The organism is Emticicia fontis (genome assembly GCF_054779675.1).
Map to the genome: position 1 here is coordinate 77407 of NZ_BAAGXU010000016.1, position 17431 is coordinate 94837.

14 protein-coding genes are annotated in these 17431 nt (G+C 38.4%); 7 read left to right on the forward strand and 7 right to left on the reverse strand.

All coding sequences use genetic code 11. The features are described from left to right. Window positions 1-27 precede the first annotated feature (27 nt). Both ACYVFA_RS09540 and ACYVFA_RS09545 read left to right on the forward strand, forming a co-directional pair. Window positions 28-1524, forward strand: a complete 1497-nt coding sequence (locus tag ACYVFA_RS09540; RefSeq protein ID WP_460471593.1) for an MFS transporter — start codon at window positions 28-30, stop codon at window positions 1522-1524. 115 nt (window positions 1525-1639) lie between these two features. Next, complete coding sequence (locus tag ACYVFA_RS09545) at window positions 1640-2173, forward strand: DUF421 domain-containing protein (RefSeq protein WP_460471594.1); 534 nt, start codon at window positions 1640-1642, stop codon at window positions 2171-2173. Here ACYVFA_RS09545 and ACYVFA_RS09550 read toward each other — a convergent pair. After that, window positions 2157-2663 (reverse strand): CinA family protein, encoded by a 507-nt coding sequence (locus tag ACYVFA_RS09550; protein ID WP_460471595.1) that lies wholly within the window; start codon window positions 2661-2663, stop codon window positions 2157-2159. The genes ACYVFA_RS09545 and ACYVFA_RS09550 overlap by 17 nt on opposite strands. Before the next feature lie 168 nt (window positions 2664-2831). On the opposite strand from ACYVFA_RS09550, the gene mog reads away from it, so the two are divergent. Then, window positions 2832-3356 (forward strand): molybdopterin adenylyltransferase, encoded by a 525-nt coding sequence (gene mog / locus ACYVFA_RS09555; protein ID WP_460471596.1) that lies wholly within the window; start codon window positions 2832-2834, stop codon window positions 3354-3356. A 58-nt stretch (window positions 3357-3414) separates the two neighbouring features. Here mog and ACYVFA_RS09560 read toward each other — a convergent pair whose 3' ends face one another. Continuing rightward, window positions 3415-3954, reverse strand: coding sequence for a hypothetical protein (locus ACYVFA_RS09560; RefSeq protein WP_460471597.1), 540 nt, complete (start codon window positions 3952-3954; stop codon window positions 3415-3417). A gap of 121 nt (window positions 3955-4075) precedes the next feature. Here ACYVFA_RS09560 and ACYVFA_RS09565 point away from each other — a divergent pair, with 121 nt between their 5' ends. After that, a complete protein-coding gene (locus tag ACYVFA_RS09565) occupies window positions 4076-5275 on the forward strand; it encodes a peptidase associated/transthyretin-like domain-containing protein (RefSeq protein ID WP_460471598.1) in 1200 nt (399 codons plus the stop codon). A 111-nt stretch (window positions 5276-5386) separates the two neighbouring features. Here the strand turns inward: ACYVFA_RS09565 and ychF are convergent, their stop codons facing one another. Beyond that, complete coding sequence (gene ychF / locus ACYVFA_RS09570) at window positions 5387-6490, reverse strand: redox-regulated ATPase YchF (RefSeq protein ID WP_460471599.1); 1104 nt, start codon at window positions 6488-6490, stop codon at window positions 5387-5389. A gap of 388 nt (window positions 6491-6878) precedes the next feature. After that, the gene (locus tag ACYVFA_RS09575) at window positions 6879-7229 is read right to left on the reverse strand and encodes a DUF3276 family protein (RefSeq protein ID WP_460471600.1); all 351 of its coding nucleotides are present in this window, start codon (window positions 7227-7229) and stop codon (window positions 6879-6881) included. A 230-nt stretch (window positions 7230-7459) separates the two neighbouring features. Between ACYVFA_RS09575 and ACYVFA_RS09580 the strand changes: the two genes are divergently transcribed. Genes ACYVFA_RS09580 through ACYVFA_RS09590 form a run of 3 tightly spaced genes read left to right on the forward strand, consistent with a single transcriptional unit; the run spans window position 7460 to window position 10961 of the window. Beyond that, entirely contained in the window at window positions 7460-8101 is a 642-nt protein-coding gene (locus ACYVFA_RS09580; RefSeq protein WP_460471601.1) for a septal ring lytic transglycosylase RlpA family protein, read from the forward strand. Window positions 8102-8117: 16 nt separating this feature from the next. Next, window positions 8118-9020 carry a DUF58 domain-containing protein gene (locus ACYVFA_RS09585; RefSeq protein ID WP_460471602.1) on the forward strand — a complete coding sequence of 301 codons (903 nt, stop codon included), beginning with the start codon at window positions 8118-8120 and terminating at the stop codon, window positions 9018-9020. A gap of 36 nt (window positions 9021-9056) precedes the next feature. Further along, window positions 9057-10961 (forward strand): hypothetical protein, encoded by a 1905-nt coding sequence (locus ACYVFA_RS09590; protein WP_460471603.1) that lies wholly within the window; start codon window positions 9057-9059, stop codon window positions 10959-10961. 79 nt (window positions 10962-11040) lie between these two features. Here the strand turns inward: ACYVFA_RS09590 and ACYVFA_RS09595 are convergent, their stop codons facing one another. From ACYVFA_RS09595 to ACYVFA_RS09605, 3 genes are all read right to left on the reverse strand, one after another. Beyond that, window positions 11041-13026 carry a T9SS type A sorting domain-containing protein gene (locus tag ACYVFA_RS09595; protein ID WP_460471604.1) on the reverse strand — a complete coding sequence of 662 codons (1986 nt, stop codon included), beginning with the start codon at window positions 13024-13026 and terminating at the stop codon, window positions 11041-11043. 502 nt (window positions 13027-13528) lie between these two features. Then, window positions 13529-16231, reverse strand: a complete 2703-nt coding sequence (locus ACYVFA_RS09600) for an Ig-like domain-containing protein (RefSeq protein ID WP_460471605.1) — start codon at window positions 16229-16231, stop codon at window positions 13529-13531. Between the two features lie 48 nt (window positions 16232-16279). Further along, on the reverse strand, window positions 16280-17431 hold a 1152-nt coding region (locus ACYVFA_RS09605; protein ID WP_460471606.1), incomplete at its 5' end, for an immunoglobulin domain-containing protein.

Genomic DNA, 17431 nt, shown 5'->3' on the forward strand with positions numbered 1-17431 from the left:
AATTTTGTTTATTTAAATCTTTATCACATGAATCTGCAACCAAAAGAAATACTGACCGAAGAGGAAGTGCAATGCGGAATGAAGTTCGGCATAAGAGAGGGTTTGGCTACAGAAACCATGAATGTAATGACAACCGGGGCTTTCTTAACTGCCTTAAGCTTGTTATTAGGTGCTTCAAATTTTCAGGTTGGCTTAATTGCGTCATTACCTGCTTTTTCTAATATCTCACAATTGTTAACCATCTGGTTAGTCAAACGATATAATAACCGACGTGCCATTAGTGTGCTTTTTTCTATACTGGCTCGTGTGCCAATAGTCGTCATTGGAATAATCGCTTTATTCTTTCCGAATGATATTTCAGTTCAGTTTATTATACTCTTTCTCTTCTTTAACTTCTTTTTTGCTTCTATGGCTGGTTTGAGCTGGAATGCCTGGATGAAAGATTTGATACCGGAGAAAATCATGGGGGCTTACTTTTCCAGAAGAAGCGGCAATCTACAAACGCTCAATGTGTGCATGAGTTTGATTATAGCTTTGGGTATTGATTATATCAAGCATCATTATCCTAAACTAGAGTTAGATGTGTATGGCAGCATGTTTATTTTAGGTGGTTCTGCTGGTTTGTTAGGTGTCTTTTTACTTTCCCGGATCCCTGAGCCTAAATCTTATCTGGGCGAAGAGAACGTTTTTAAACTCTTTATTCTTCCGCTTAAAGACAATAATTTTTTACGGTTATTAGTCTTTAACTCATTCTGGGTGTTTTCATTAAATATAGCCATACCGTTTTTTACGGTATTTTTAATGAAGCATATGAACTACTCGCTTTCATATATTATTACCTTAACCATTATCAGCCAGCTATGTAGTATTGCCACCATTCGCAGCTGGGGGATTTTTGCCGATAGATACAGTAATAAAACCATTCTGTCTATCTGTGCACCTATTTATATTCTCTGTATTGGTGCCTGGTCGTTTGTAGGTATTTATACAAATTTCATATCAAATTTTGCACTTTTAATTGTCATTTATGCTTTAATGGGGGCTGCGACAGCAGGTATCAATCTCTCTCTAACTAATATTGGTTTGAAACTAGCCCCACGCAAAGAAGCGATTGCTTATCTATCAGTCAAGAATACAATTACTGCCATTTTCTCATTTATTGGTCCATTGATTGGTGGGCTTTTAGCCGATTACTTTACTGACCGACACCTGAATATCCGGATTGAATGGACTGCGCCAAACCTGGAAAAAGTATTCCGTTTATTATCATTAAACCAATGGAACTTTCTCTTTATTATCGGGGCGGTATTGGCTTTAATTTCACTTGAATTTTTAGTGCGGGTAAAAGAAGTAGGCGAAGTAGAGAAAAATCTGGTAGTGAAAATTATGCGAAGTAGCATCAGAAACAACTTGAAAGATTATTTTGTATTAGATAATATGCTCAACTGGCATAACCATATGATGGCACTCATAAGGAAGAAAAAGCCGGAAGCAACAACTAGCGAAATTCATAAACAGGTCTAACTATTAAAAAAATCAAGAAACTGTTTGAGTTAAGCTAATAACCCAGACAGGTTCTTGATTTCTATGCTGGCATAGAAATAGTAATTATAGCGTCTGATTTAACACCAATATTCAAATGGAAACGCTGCAAGAAATTTTCAGTCATGAAGTGGAATTGACGGCACTTCAGATGGCTTGCCGGGCTATTGCTGTTTTTTTTATTGCTTTTATTTTGATAAGAATAGCAGGAAGACGCTCTTTTGGATTACGTACCCCAATTGACAATATCATTGTTATTTTGCTCGGTGCAATTCTGAGTCGTGCGGTAATAGGCTCATCCCCTTTCATTCCTATTATATTTGCAAGTTTGGTTATATGTGTATTGCATAGAATTTTCGGGTGGTTATTTACTCGCTACAATGACTTTGGGGGTATAGTTGAAGGCGAAAAAATCATTTTGTATGAAAACAATCATTTTATTGACCAAAATATGAAAAGAGGACTTGTAAGGAAAGAAGACATTATGCAAGCAGTGAGAAAAGCTACTTTTTTAGATAGCATCGATGGCATAGATAAAATATATCTTGAACATAATGGAGAAATAAGCATTATCAAAAGAATAAGCTTGAAAACTGATAATCAGAAAAACAGAGTTATTCATGAGAACTGACCAATTCATGGATACATCTGGCTAAATCTGATAAAGTTTCATTAACATAAAAGAATTGAATCTTGACTGATTCATCCTTTTCTGCCACTACTTTTCGCGTACTTATGATATTATTGTTATGCGCAATGGCATAATAAGCATAGAGTTTATTATCTGATTCGGGCACTGGTGCGGCATAGCCTGTTATGCCTATACCCCAGTTGGAATGAAACAAATCACATACATGCAATGCCATTTCCTGAGCTATTTTCTCCGATACACAATTACAAGCCAAAGCCTCAACAGGCTCTACCCGAAGATGCCTGAACTTTTGTCCGACATTATACGCGGTGATGCCTCCCTGATAAAACTTAGAAGCTTCTTCAGCCGTAGAAAAGGCGGCCTGAATAAAACCCGAAGTAACGCTCTCAGCTACAGCAATTGTTTCCTGATGAGCTAATAAAAACACTCTTATAGCTTCAATAGCCTTTTTATCGAACAAGTCCTCCATAGATTATTATAGCTTACTATTCAATTGTTTTCGTATAGAGACACCTAAAAAATAATAGACCAAGTCTATTTGAGGAATTAATTACACAGGCCTGATTGCTTATTTTAATTAGCAATGCGCTATCTTTAAAACAATTTTTATGGTGTTTATAATAGATAAATCTTCTTTATGATAAAAATCGGAGTAATTAATGTGTCAGATAGGGCAAGTGCAGGTATTTATGAGGATATTCCGGGTAAGGCAGTTGTAGAAACGTTAAAAGAATATCTGATTTCGGAATTCGAAATAGTATATAGGGTAATACCTGATGAACAGGATTTGATTTCAGAGACTTTAATTGAAATGGCTGATGTACACAATTGTTGCCTGATTGTCACCACAGGAGGCACTGGCCCAGCCTTGCGGGATGTAACACCAGAAGCCACAGAAGCCGTATGCCAGAAAATGATGCCCGGTTTTGGTGAACTGATGCGTATGGAAAGCCTGAAATATGTGCCGACAGCCATTTTATCCCGACAAACCGCTGGTATTCGTAATCATTCTTTAATCATCAATCTTCCGGGCAAGCCCAAAGCCATCCGCCAATGTCTTGATGCTGTTTTTCCGGCTGTACCCTATTGCATTGATTTGATTGAAGGGCCTTATCTGGTTTGTAATCAGGAGGTAATGAAAGAATTCAGACCTAAAAGCTAAACAAAAAAGTCTCAATCCTGTTAGGGAATGAGACTTTTCTTGATAATCGTATTTCAGATTATTTTTTAGCGTCAGCTTTCAAATAAGTTTTATTACCATTCGAGTTGATGTAGTACTGACCACCACGAGGCCCTTCATAAATCGTACGACCTTTTTGGTCTTTACCAATTTGTTTATCAGCACCTGCTACTTTTTTACGAGTGTTTCCATCTGCTTCTTTGCCATCGTCTACTGTTGTAGGTTTTGGTGAAGGCTTAATGGTATTGTCTTTATCTGTCGCTTTTTTCTCTTTCTTTTCAGCTACTTCTTTCTTCTCCGTTTTTTCCTTCTTCTCAGTTTTGTCTGCTACCTTTTCAGTTTTTTCTTTCTTTTCAGGCTTCTCTTTCTTTTCTGCAGTTTCTTTTTTCTCTGTTTTTTCTTTTTTTTCAGGCTTTTCTTTTTTCTCTTTCTTTTCAGCTACTTCTTTTTTTTCTGGTTTTTCTTTTTTCTCAGCTTTTTCTTTTGCTTTACCTTTGCTTTTAATTTCAGTTTGAGCAGCTAAATCAAGCACCGAAAGACTTAACAAACCCATAAATAATAGTACCAATAATTTTTTCATTGCTTTAGAGAGTTTTGGTTTAAACTGTATCAAATGTAGGTAAACTATAAAAAAAAATGCAAGTCTTTTATTAAAATTTAATCTCTGTCGTTACTATTAGTAAATTCTTTATTTGAAATCTATGAGAATTAATTCCCTTTTAATCTTAGTATTATTTCCCACACTTGTTTTTTCGCAAGGATACGTTTCAATCTCAGGCAAAATCATTGATAAAAATACTCAGCAAGCACTTCCAAATGCCTATCTAAGCATTCCGAGCAAGGGTTTTTCAAGCCAGACTAATGCCGTTGGAGAGTTTAAATTCTTTTTCCCTAAAATTGACCTTGACTCTGCGCTGATTATTTCTTCCATCGGCTATAAGAGTATGAGTAAGAAAGCATCAGAATATGACTCAACTAGTGTCATTGAACTAGAAAAGGCTGAAACTTTGGCCTCAGTACAAGGTGGAGACCCAAAAGCATTGTTGAAAGAAGCATTCAATCTGGTCAAAAAAAACAATCCCTCCTATCCTACTTATCAGATTGGGTTTTATCTTGAAACTGTTGAAATGGCCAAGCTGGGATTCGTAAAAATTACAGAGGGGATTCTTCGGGTAGAGCGACCCCATACCGCCAAAGAAACAGGAATCGAAAAAGCCAAACTACTGAAGGGCCGAAAATACGATTGGACTGGGCAATCAGCCAAACTGGATGGCTGGGGTTTTATGAACGGAGCCTCTATCGTAACCCGTTCCTTGGAAGGTGGTGTCCCTGAATACTTGGATAAAGGCAGCATCAATGACTATGATTTTAAAATCGATTCATTAATGACTTATTTCAACGATAGCCTGGTGTATTCAATGAGTTTCTGGCCTGTAAATAAAAGAGTGAAAGCAGCACGCAACGGCAAGGTGTATATTGATGTCAATAATCAGGCGATTGTCAGAATTGAATATGAAATGACTCCTGAAGGCGTAAAGGATGTAATTGGTAGAAGTTTCATAGACAATACCAAGAAAAACGGAAAAGTGGTAAAAGGCTATACACAGTTTTTGCCGCTGAATGGCAAATGGCATTTACAGGATAGCAAACTAACTTTTGTGGCTGATTTTGAAGATAAACTTGAAAAGAAATTCACAACAGAAGCCACTATGAACGTACAGTTTATGGCCAATGAAAGTATGCGAATGGGAAGAAGTGCTATAAAACTGGATGATGAATTATTAACTACTAACAATTTCCCGAAGGGAGGTAAGTATGAAGAGAAATTCTGGTCGCAAAGCAATCACCTGATTCCAACACCAGCTATGTTAGAAATGATGGATAAAATGGTGAAGAAATAGGAAAAGACCCCACCCTAACCCTCCCCAACAGTGTGGAGGAAACAAAAGCCCTTCTCCCCATAGTTGGGGAGAAGGACGGTCGGCCGCTGCCGTTGGGATGAGGGGTTAAAACTACACGTTAAATCTAAAGTGCATTACATCTCCATCTGCCACTACATATTCTTTTCCTTCAATACGTAGGCGTCCAACTTCGCGACAGGCAGCTTCTGAGCCATATTTTACATAATCATTATAGCCAATTACCTCTGCCTTAATGAATCCTTTTTCAAAATCAGTATGGATTACCCCTGCAGCTTGTGGGGCTTTCCAGCCCTCCTGAATAGTCCAGGCTCTTACCTCCTGCACACCAGCAGTAAAGTAAGTGCGAAGTGTTAATAATTTATACGCTGCTCTGATTAAACGATCCAGCCCTGCTTCTTTCATGCCATACTCTTCAAAGAACATTGCTTTATCATCAGGATCTTCCATTTCAGTAATTTGTGCTTCAATAGAGTTATTCAGAATAATCATCTGTGCTCCTTCTGCATCTGCCACCTTCTGCAATACTTCCGAATACTTATTACCTGTATGCATAGAGGCCTCATCAACATTGGCTACGTATAATACAGGTTTGATAGATAACAAAAATAAGTCAGCAACGGCGTATAATTCCTCTTTTGCCAGACCCAATTCACGCACATTTTTACCTTGTAACAACCAATCCTGGCAACGTTTCAATATATCAAATTCAGCTTTTGCTTTAGCATCTCCTCCAACTCTGGCTTGTTTTTCAATTTTCTGAATTTTCTTTTCAACACTTTCAAGGTCTTTCAATTGCAATTCGGTATCGATAATTTCTTTGTCTCCTACCGGATTTATTGCGCCCTCATCACGAAGAATATTTTCATCTTCAAAACATCTGATTACATGAATAATCGCATCTACTTCCCTGATGTTTCCTAAGAATTTATTTCCCAGACCCTCACCACGGCTGGCTCCTCTTACCAATCCGGCAATGTCAACAATTTCAATCTGCGTCGGTACTACCTTGTTGGGTTTTACCAATTCACTCAATTTATTTAATCTTTCGTCGGGTACATCAACTAAACCAACGTTTGGGTCAATGGTACAGAAACGATAATTGCTCGCCTGCGCTTTGGCACTATTTGATACGGCATTAAAAAGTGTTGATTTTCCTACGTTAGGCAATCCCACAATTCCGGCTTGTAAAGGCATATAATCTGATAATCTTTAGTCTAAATGAAATTTTGCGCAAAATTACGCTAAAAGCAGGAGAAAGGCAAAAGTAAATAAAATCGCCTTAGGTAATATGTTTCAAATTTGTTCGTTTTATAATTAGGCTAAGACACAAAGCTGAAAATCAGTAGTTTTCATGAAGCTAAAATACATATCTCATACCACATATATGTATCAATCTGAGGCAGGTGTAACGCTAGAGATAAGCCTATAATAGCAAAGCCTTTGAGAAGTTCCCAAAGGCTGAATGTCTTTAACCCTTACTCAAGCAGCAATTATCAATAAAGGGTAGTCACAGATTCCCGATGTAAGAAAATCAATCAGAATCAGCAGCAAAAATCGATAATTGAAAGTCTGGTAAGAACTACTACTCCCACTTTAAGTCAGAACCACCACCCGATGCGTAGTCATCAGCTTCTTCGTTCGGAACAGAAACTTGTTCGTTTTTGTACTGGTCAAAGTCAAAATCCGGCATCAATTCAGTTTTAATGTGGCCAATGGTTTCTTGAAGAGCGTCTAGGAATTTGTTAAAATCCTCTTTGTACACAAACATTTTGCTCTTTTCGAATACAAATCCCCCATCTTTCTGAAAACGACGGCTCTCGGTAATAGTAAGGTAGTAATCGTTTGAACGGGTGCTTCTTACATCGAAAAAATAAGTACGCTTGCCCGCTCTGACACGTTTAGAGTAAATTTTGTCTCTGTCTTCTCTTTCCACAATCCTTTTAAGTTTTAGAGGTTTAGAATGATTTTCAAATATAGGTTTTTATTGTTGTATGCAAAATATTTTATTAGGAATTTCAAACAAAAATAATGTTATTTTCATTTCAAAACAGAAATTTTCCACATAAATATTTTAATTATGTTTTATATACAAAATTTTTGTTTGTTTTCTGACTTGGTGTTTTTTTTGTATCTATGCACTTCGAAATCAAATTTTAACCAGGAATGACCCTAAAAATAGTATCTTTTTTATGTTTATTCATTCTTTTTAAACCTACTCTAGCATCTAGTCAATCATCATTTATCGGCGTCGAACTGTTTGGAAAAGCATCTTATTACGAAAACAGGTTTTATGGTAAAAAAACGGCCAGTGGAGAAATTCTGAAAAAAAATGTGCTTACTTGTGCCCACCCGACTTTGCCTTTTGGTACAATGATTGAAGTAACTAACCTGACAAACAATAAATGGTGTATTGTGAGGGTTAATGATAGAGGCCCTTTTGCCAAAGGAAGGGTACTTGATCTATCTCATGTAGCTGCTAAAAAACTGGATATGTTTCACCACGGATTAGCCAAGGTAAAATTGACTGTAGTAGGCGAAAATGACACGATTTATATTGAACGCTCAGATTCGATGATTAAGAGTGCTACTGATTTAATAGTAGATGAACCCGAAGAGGAGACCGTAGAGGTACCTCTGAAGCCCAAACCTAAAACAATCAGAACGAAGCCTTCTAAAACATTAAAAAAGAAAAGGGCAAACAGACGTAAAAAGCCCTCATCAACAGTCAAAAGCAAATCAAAGAAAACGCTGGCAAAGAAAAATACTAAGCCCAAAGCATCAACAAAGAACGCAACAGCCAAATAAACATAGGGTTTAATATATGTTAGATTTAGTAAAAATTCGGGAATACGGAAATATTGAATTTCTTGCCAAACAATTAGTAGAAGGATTCATTACAGGCTTGCACAAGTCTCCTTTCCATGGTTTTTCGGTAGAATTTGCTGAGCATCGCCTCTATAATACAGGCGAAAGCACTCGCTATATCGACTGGAAAGTATTTGGCAAAACCGACCGGCTGTATGTAAAACGCTACGAAGAGGAAACAAATCTTCGTTGCCACTTACTGATTGATACGTCGTCGTCGATGTATTATCCCGAAAAATCTAACGGCAAAATGACTTTCAGTATCATGGCCGCAGGCGCTTTGGCTTATACGCTGCAAAAGCAACGTGATGCTGTGAGTTTAACTACTTTCTCGGAAGGTATAGAAATACAAACCCCAATCAAATCGACTGCCTCACATATACACAAGATATTTTTAGATTTGGATTCACTTTTACAGAAACCAAAACCTAATAAACGAACATCAGTTGTTGAGACCTTACATGAAATTGCTGAAAAGATTCATAAACGCTCATTAGTAGTGATTTTCAGCGATATGTTTGATGATATTAATAATACCGAGCGTCTGTTTTCGGCTATGCAACACTTGCGTCATAATCTGCACGAGGTTTTGTTGTTTCATGTCACTGATAAACAGACGGAAGAGGAGTTTAATTTTGACGAGCGCCCATATGAATTTATTGATCTGGAAACGGGTGAAAAAGTAAAAGTACAACCTTCACAAGTGAAAACTCAGTATCAGGCGGCTATCAAAGAATTCTATCATGACTTACGCCTGAAATGCGGACAATATAAAATTGATTTTGTAGAAGCCGATATTGCTCAGGGATTCGACCAGATTCTTTCGGCATTTTTAGTAAAAAGAGGGAAAATGAGATAATTTTCTCATATTTAAATCCATAAACTTTTATATACCATGAATACAGGCAGACGTTTCTTTCTGGGGTCTTCTGTGGCGGGTTTTGCTTATCTGCTTTACAGACGTTTATTTGGAGGCGAACCTGTGAAATCTTCATTAAGTAATGCCCAATTAGCCGATATTTCTATTCCTACTGCACCCCGGGAAATCATTCCAAACGGCGCCTTTACAGATTTTGAGACAAACCAATTACCCGCATTGGTGAGCGGAGTTAATGATATTCCAAAAAAGAATACTTTAGGCTTTGAGGTTTTTCCAAATATAAATGGAAAGCCAACACAAAACTTTAGTAGCCGATTCTTATGGGGCAATGGTGTAGAATTCTTAAATCATAGCGGAGACACCCCTCCTATTGCGCTTTCTAAAGGACTAGCCACCGGATATGATAATTGTTTTCTGAATACCCTGAAAGGCGTACCAGGCGAACACCGATACAAGTGGACACTTTTTAACGATTTTATGTTCTGGCAAAAAAGCCATCAGGAACTAGAAAAACAAGGTGCTGAGAACTACGTGGCTATGCAGTATCAGTCTTTAGATGCTACTGGCAAGCGGGTTCCTTTCGCCTATACCATGCTTGATATTGAAGCAGGTGTAACGGATTATTCAAAGATTAGTTCTTTTCTGAAAGGCTATTACACTGCCGCCAAAAAAGATAACCCCAAGCACGTAGTAATTCTGTATAGCTATGCCCCAAACAAAGGTTTCACCTATTGGCAAAGTGGCTACTATTACGATGGCGATAATGTACCTCTGGATGAAAAATTCTTCCCATTCAGCAAGCATTCTTATAATGAGAATAAAGCAAAAGTGAGTAGCGGGGTTATTAACAATTATTTCCGTGGCAAAGACCTGATGTATAATATTCTGGTGAGTTACCCGAAGGTTAATTTACCCATCAGCACACCCATGTATAAAAAAGATGCTAACGGGCGCTTTATGGTCGATAAATATGGCAATCGGGTATTGAGAGATGACACTTTTCAGGAAAATCAGCGAGGAGAATCAATCAATTTTTCAGCAGCAGGTGCCAAGAAAGACATTTCAGAATCAGAAGGACATAATTATGGAGAATACCGGTTGAAATCTGAATTATATCATGGCATTAATCAATTCGGTGGCTATTATTCTGAAATCTTCTTCCGTCTACAAATGCTTGCCAATGATTGTGGTCTAAAAGATGATTTTCAGAATATTCATGCCATTAACAACCCTTACCAGACTGTCGGAGTTCTGCGACACGATTTGGAATCAAATCCATTCACGAATCTTTATCGGCCCATTGACCGGATAACTGCCGAATGGCACTCGACACTGGTTTATACCTTATTAAATAATGTACTTATCTGGACAAATGTAACCGGAGGCAATATAGGGCTAACCCTGAGAGGTGCGTGGCTGAATGGCAATTTTATACCTGATATGCACGTCTCTACCCAGGAAGGAACATCTTTCGGACAAGATTATTTTGGCGATGGCGCTGGACAACCCAAAAGAGAGGGACATCTGGGCAACTACCGCCAATGGGCAGCCAAAATGTACCAGATGCAAGCCGAAAACAGGGTTTATGGCTTATGGCAAAAAACTGATAAAATACTGGCCTTTGCTCATCCCGAACAAATCCTTAACGGGCAGTTTCCAGCTGTCGGGCGTCTCCAAGGGAATATTCTGAAACTTAGTGCGGTTGAATCAAAATTGGAAATTGGTGAGAGCTTTGAGGTGAAAATACGAAATAAAAAGAATGATACTGTTTTTACTAAAACGATTGCAGCCAAAGCTGTTCTCAATGAAATAATTGTATTACCTGCGGGTCAATACAATGCACAAGACATTTATCTTGAATATACTAATCCTGTAAAAGGTGGTTTACAAAAAGTAAACGGGCGTGGTGAAAAAGTCTGAAATCCATAAGAAACAGGAGATATAAATAGGCTCCTGTTTAAAATTCAGTTGAAGCAAATAAGCAACTACTAAAAATTTCTTAGTTGTGAACAACTATAAATTTATTACTTGTAAAACGCTTACTATTAATCAATACCTGATAAACATAAGTACCCCCCGTCCAATCGGCAGTAGGTATTGTGATTTTTGTATCCGTATTTTCTATAGTATAAGTACCAACTACTGTTCCTGACAAATTAAAAATTACCAATTTAGCTGATGGGATATTATCTGGTAAGCTATAATCAAAATTCACTTCTCTATCAGCAGGATTCGGATATAAAGCTGAAACCGTCACTTTACTAAAATCATCATCTGCTTTCATCGTTGCACTTTCACACTTACATACCTTAGTTGTAAACATATCTTCTTCATTATCCTTTACTTCTGTCATGGATAATTCTCGCTTTTCGCTTACAACTTTGGTCTTTTTATCACGTGCTGCTACATAAAAAGTTCCTCCTCTTTTAGGGGTAAATTCCAGTCCTGTGGCAATCGGTCTTTCAGATTTTTCATCGTCATACCACAAAACCTCTGTTCCTTTGGCTGTATTTGTTACACTAAAAGAAGGCATAGCAGAACCGGGAGAGAATGTTTCATTCTGATTTAAGACCAGCGGCATCTGCACCGTAGGCAGTTCACAATTAGGAGCATTGATTATTTTGCTCGAACTACAACTACCTGTAATATCAGTGGCTAATAAGGATACATTCGGCATAAAAGCCGGAACGTTCTCGATAGTATAAAAACCATTACCATTAGCTACTACATAACCTGCGCTTGATTGTAACGGTAATTTATTCAGACGTTTCAGGTAATCATAAGAAGTTGGCATACCGATATTGGTCACCCCTGCATAGATTTGCTGCACCAATGCCCAATCATCGCCATCTAATTTTACTCTGATACTATAACTATCCACTTTTTTATTACAATAGATAGAGTCAACTACAATTTTAGGCCCTGTACAACCTTGTACTAAAATAGGACAGCAACTGGTAATGTTACAAGTACCAGATGCTTTAGAAAAAGTGTACTCCCCGCCTTTGGCAATACTCAATGAGCTATCTTTATTGATGATGGCAATAGTAGGTGAAGTATCCTTAGTAATTTCTTCATAAAGCCCTGATGCCGCATTTTTATAATACCATTTCACTCCTTTATATCTTTTCAAAGTAACCCGATAGGTTTCATCCTTTTTCAGATCTACAGGTACACTCACACAACTCACACCATAATCACTCTCATCGGCATTAGCTACCGGATTACTCTTATCTTTTTCTACACCATTCTGCCGCCATATATAGGCTGTACAATAGGATAAGCCTGGTTGAGTTACCTTTGCTTTGATGATAAGTTTTACTGTTTCACCACCATTTATATTTCCTACCGCCCACGAGCCTCCAACAGACTCAAAAGCTCCTTTATCAGCATAGAAATAAACAACCTTTAAGCTAGTACTTAATATATTCTGAACCGCTACACTCGTCGCAGTTTTATTTCCTTTATTAATGATAAGTGTGGTAAAAGTAACTACTTCATCGAGTTGAGGTGTATGTATATCAACTGCCTGAATAAGTTCTAATTTGCTATAATCAGTCAGGTTGGCAAAGTTTACGTGTTCTAAAACAATAGTCTGGTCGGCATAGCAGGTTTCCGAATTGTAAACCCTGATTGTATAAGCTTTTACTGTGGCTGGATTTGGTATGTTCTTTATCTCTATCTCTCTTTTCCCGGAAATCAGGATTGATTTAGTGAAATCTATTCCTGAAACTCCGTTTTCTGAAATTGCATATCGCGTGGCATTATCTATATTTGAAATAAGTATCCGGGCATCGTTAGTATTGGCTTCTGTGACATCAATGCTACGAACTGAAAATGTAGGGGGATAGCAAATCGGCTGCAAGACTTCTTTCCGGAAACCATTAATCAGATGATTAGAATCTCCTTTATTAAAGCCTAACAGTATAAATGCTACCATGATAAACCCTGCCCTGAAAAGACCGGAAAATGTACTCCTTGACAAACTTAAAAAGTTTTTCATCGTAATCTCAATAGCTAAAAATCACTCAATAGCAATGTCAGTAAGGTTATTGAAACTTTTTAAAATCTTATAAAGCACTCAAAATAATAGGTACAAACGCAGTCTTTATATCTTTACAATCAGGCCGAAGCCGTTGTAAATTTTAGTATGGGCAGGAAAGTCGGGTGTTGTGTAACTAAAACTTAGCTATGTTACCATAAAATAAGTTTTTATTTGCGACAAAAAGAAATTTCAAAGCAGATTGTTCTGTTCTTATTTCTTCTTTTTTTCACAATCTGGGCTCAATTCATCGTTAAAGTCCAATTTACATCAATTTCACTTTCCGGCTCCTCCTTTTTCGACCAACGACCTGAAACAGCCTTTTTTTGGCATTCATATGGCTAACCGCTATCAGACAAACACTAGCCAACTGCTGATATAACCAGCTAAATCCTGTAAGACATCGGCCTTACAGGATTCAACTGAATTATCATTTTATGCTATGTTACAATTTTTTCTTCGTAACAGTTGCAGGCTCACAATAACCTCCTGGACAAGCACAATCTGTTTTGGTAAGTGTAGCTACACGGTCAATAGTACAATTGAACGAGTTTTTAATTCTTACTGTATAATCTTGTGTTGCTGCAGTTGGATTCGGCAAGTTGCTAGCAAATATACCTCCTGATGGTACTGTTGCATAAGTAGATGGCGTTGGTGTACCATAAGTGCTACCTATATTATAAGAAACCTCATCAGAGTTACGATATCTTGTCAGAATCAACTGTGCATTGTTTTGTGAAACAGAACCCACACAAAGAGAGTTTACTGCTATTACAGTTGCTACTGGTTTCGGATTAACCGTTACAGGTACAGCCGACATTCCCGATTCACAACCTGTACCAGGTATCGTTTGTGTTACGTAGAAGTAGGTCAGACCTGCCACAGATGTATTTGGTGTTGGCGCGGTTGTTCTTGTGCCGCCACCTTCATACCATATGATAGTGTTACCGGTATCACCATTTGCCGTAAGTGCTGTAGCTGTTTCTTGCTCACAATAAGTAACTGCTGAGATAACTGGTGCAGTTGGCGTAGTATTTACTTTTACAACTGCAGGGTCACGATTAGATTCACAACCAGTTGCTTCGTCTTTTTGAGTTGCATAGAAAGTAAATGTACCTACATCAACTGTACTTGGAACAGGTTTTACCATAGTAGCAGTACCTCCAGTTGAATTTTGTCCATACCAGTAAATATTATATCCTGAAGCTCCAATAGCGACAAGGGAGTCTGCTTTTACGCCTTGGCAATAGGTTACATCTTTAGCATCTGGCACCCCTGGTTTAGTATTAACTTTTACTTCCAGTGGAGAACGATGTGATTCACAACCATTGGCATCTTTCTGACTTACATAGAACGTAGTTATACCTGCAGTTGTTGGATTATACTGTTCTATTGTAGCCGTTGCAACACCACCGGTTGAGTTGGTACCATACCATATCAGGGTATTACCTGGTAAGGCCTCTGCAACTAAGTCAGCTTTGGCATCTTCTGCGCAGAATACTTTTGGTTGTGTTACTGGAGGAAGTGGCAATATATTAACTACTACTGAGGTAGTGGCAGATGCCGAGCAAGCCGCACCGTTAGTAACCGTTACTGCGTAAGTTCCTGCAAAGTCTGTTATTGCATTTAATCTGTCCGGATTAGCTTCAGTAGAGGTAAAGCTGGCAGGTCCTGTCCATGCATACGTATCTCCTGTTACTGTTCCTACAGTTTTCAGACTAATAGTATCTTCAGCACAAACTGGAGCTACTGCTGCAATTGATATGACTGGAAGATCTCTGATAGTCAACGTAATTGTAACTGAGTCGGCACAATTAGGGTGTTCTTGTTCATACGCTTTCAACTTATATTTATATACACCCACTGCTGTTGGAAGGGCAGTAAATGTTAATGCATTCTGACCTGCAATGATTCCACTTGTTGGATTGGCAGCGCCATTATCATTATACCACTCATACACAAATGTTCCGTTTGAAGTTGCTTGTGTGTTCTGAGCAGTTATAGCAGTAAAGGTTGCATTGAAACAGATACTCTGATCTGTCGGTGCTACCAATACTGGTGGTTTACCAGCTTCAATGATAATCGGACAACAGCCACCACTTGGACAGGCGTTTGGCCCTACGGTCATGCTATATGAATATTCACCTGCGCTGAATATAGTTAACGACTTATCAGCATTTAGTCTAACACCATTACTTGCAGCATTTCCTTCTGTAATAACAGTTGTGCCATTTTTCTTCCACTCAATACCCGTATAACTTGGTAATGTAATGGTATATTCATCATTAGAACAATAATCGAATGGCGTAGAAATACAGGCAGAGGCCTGGTCATCTTCACCTGCATTATTGGTAGTTGGGCTTGAGTCAATATCCACCTCATTTTCAGCGGATAAATTGGCTGTTATATATTTAACACCTCTTGTGGCTACAGTTCCCGTTAATGTTAAGGTAACTGTCTGACCCGCTGCAAGAGTTCCTATATTCCAGGTGGTACTACCATTATACGTACCTGTGGCTGTAGTGCCTGTTACACCAGTAAATCCGGCTGGAATACCTATTGTGTAAACCACACCAGTAGCTGGTCCAGTCCCATTATTCTTAACAGTAATCAATACTGAAGCTGTACCGTTCAATGCAACTGTACCATTTGTTGCAACTCCAGTAACTCCTGTAATTACTTCAATGTCAGGATTCACAGGAGTTGTATTGAAGTTTACATACTCTAATGTATATGTCTTATCGGTATAACAACTACCATCTTCTGAATACACACGAATGGTATACTCTGTTCCTGCCGTATTGGTTGGAGTAGGCAAGGTTCTTGAGATATACGAACTATCGGCCTGATAAACAGAATATTTGGTTGCAGCAGCAAAATTGGGTCCTGTATAGGTATTACCTACCGAATAACCAATTCTATTGTCGCCAGATAATGCTCCAGAAATACGGAGTTTAGCATTATTGGCAGTTGCAGTCGTCGCATCAACTCCTACTAAGGTATAATTTATGGGGGCAGTACAAGGCGTCTGGGCTGAGACGTTTTGATTCATAAATAATAGGAGGACACCTATAATCGACAGCCAAACCCATGGACGGGTGTGTCTATAACCAGATTGTAAAATAATCTTGGGTACTTTGTTTTCCATTTGACAAATTGTTAAGTTGGATATGTAAAGCTTAATTAAATTGAGTACTTATTTTGTTTTGGTTACTATGGCAGGCGGGCAATAATTTTGCGGACACCCTTCACATTGTTTGGTTAATAAAACAGTTCTGTCGATGGTACAACCATCCACATTTTTAATTCTAACAGTGTAAGCTTGGCTACTTCCTGTTGGGTTGGGCAGATTAGCCGCTGGCACTAATCCTCCCGACGGTATGGTTACAAAAGCTGAGGCATTGGCACTATTATAAGATGTACCGATATTATAAGAATATTGGTCATCGTTTCTATATCTATTTAGCAAAAGTTTGGCGTTATCTTGTGGATTATTCACAATACAAGTTGAGTTTATAGGAATAACCTCAGCATTTGGGGCAGAGTTAATCCTTGCTAAACCCGCTGTACGGGAAGGGCTTGAACAATTATTAGTGAAGCACGAGGCAAAGTAAAATGTACTTTGCGTTAAAGTATTTGTAGCAAAAGTTATGCCAGTTCCTACCAGATTTCCACCTGTTTGGGCATCATACCATTGAATTGTACCTCCTACACAGCCATTAGCAGTAAGTGTGACTACCCCTACCCCACAACGGCTTGCCCCAGTAACGGTTGGAGGTGTAGGTAAGTCATAAATTACTACAGTAATGGTTGCCGTAGCGCTACAACTCAATGAGTTTGTTACCGTAACAGTATAGATACCGTTAGTCGCTGACGTTACATTAGTAATACTTGGGTTTTGATTGTTTGATGTATAATTATTCGGACCAACCCATGAATAGTTTGTCCCACCTGATGAAGTTAAATTCAAAGTCTGTCCCACACAAACCGGACTATTTGAACCTATTGTTGGCGTTGGTAAAGCATTGATTACCACCGAGGTTGTCGCCGTTGCACTACAGCCATTCGCATTCGTTACCGTTACTGTGTAAATCCCTGTTGCAGCAGCAGTTACATTCGTAATACTTGGATTCTGAACAGTTGAACTATATGAATTCGGACCTATCCACGAGTAACTTGTCCCTCCCGACGATGTCAGACTTAATGTTTTACCTACACAAACCGGACTATTGGAACCTATTGTTGGCGTTGGTAAAGCATTGATTACCACCGAGGTTGTCGCCGTTGTACTACAGCCATTCCCATTCGTTACCGTTACTGTGTAAATCCCTGTTGCAGCAGCAGTTAC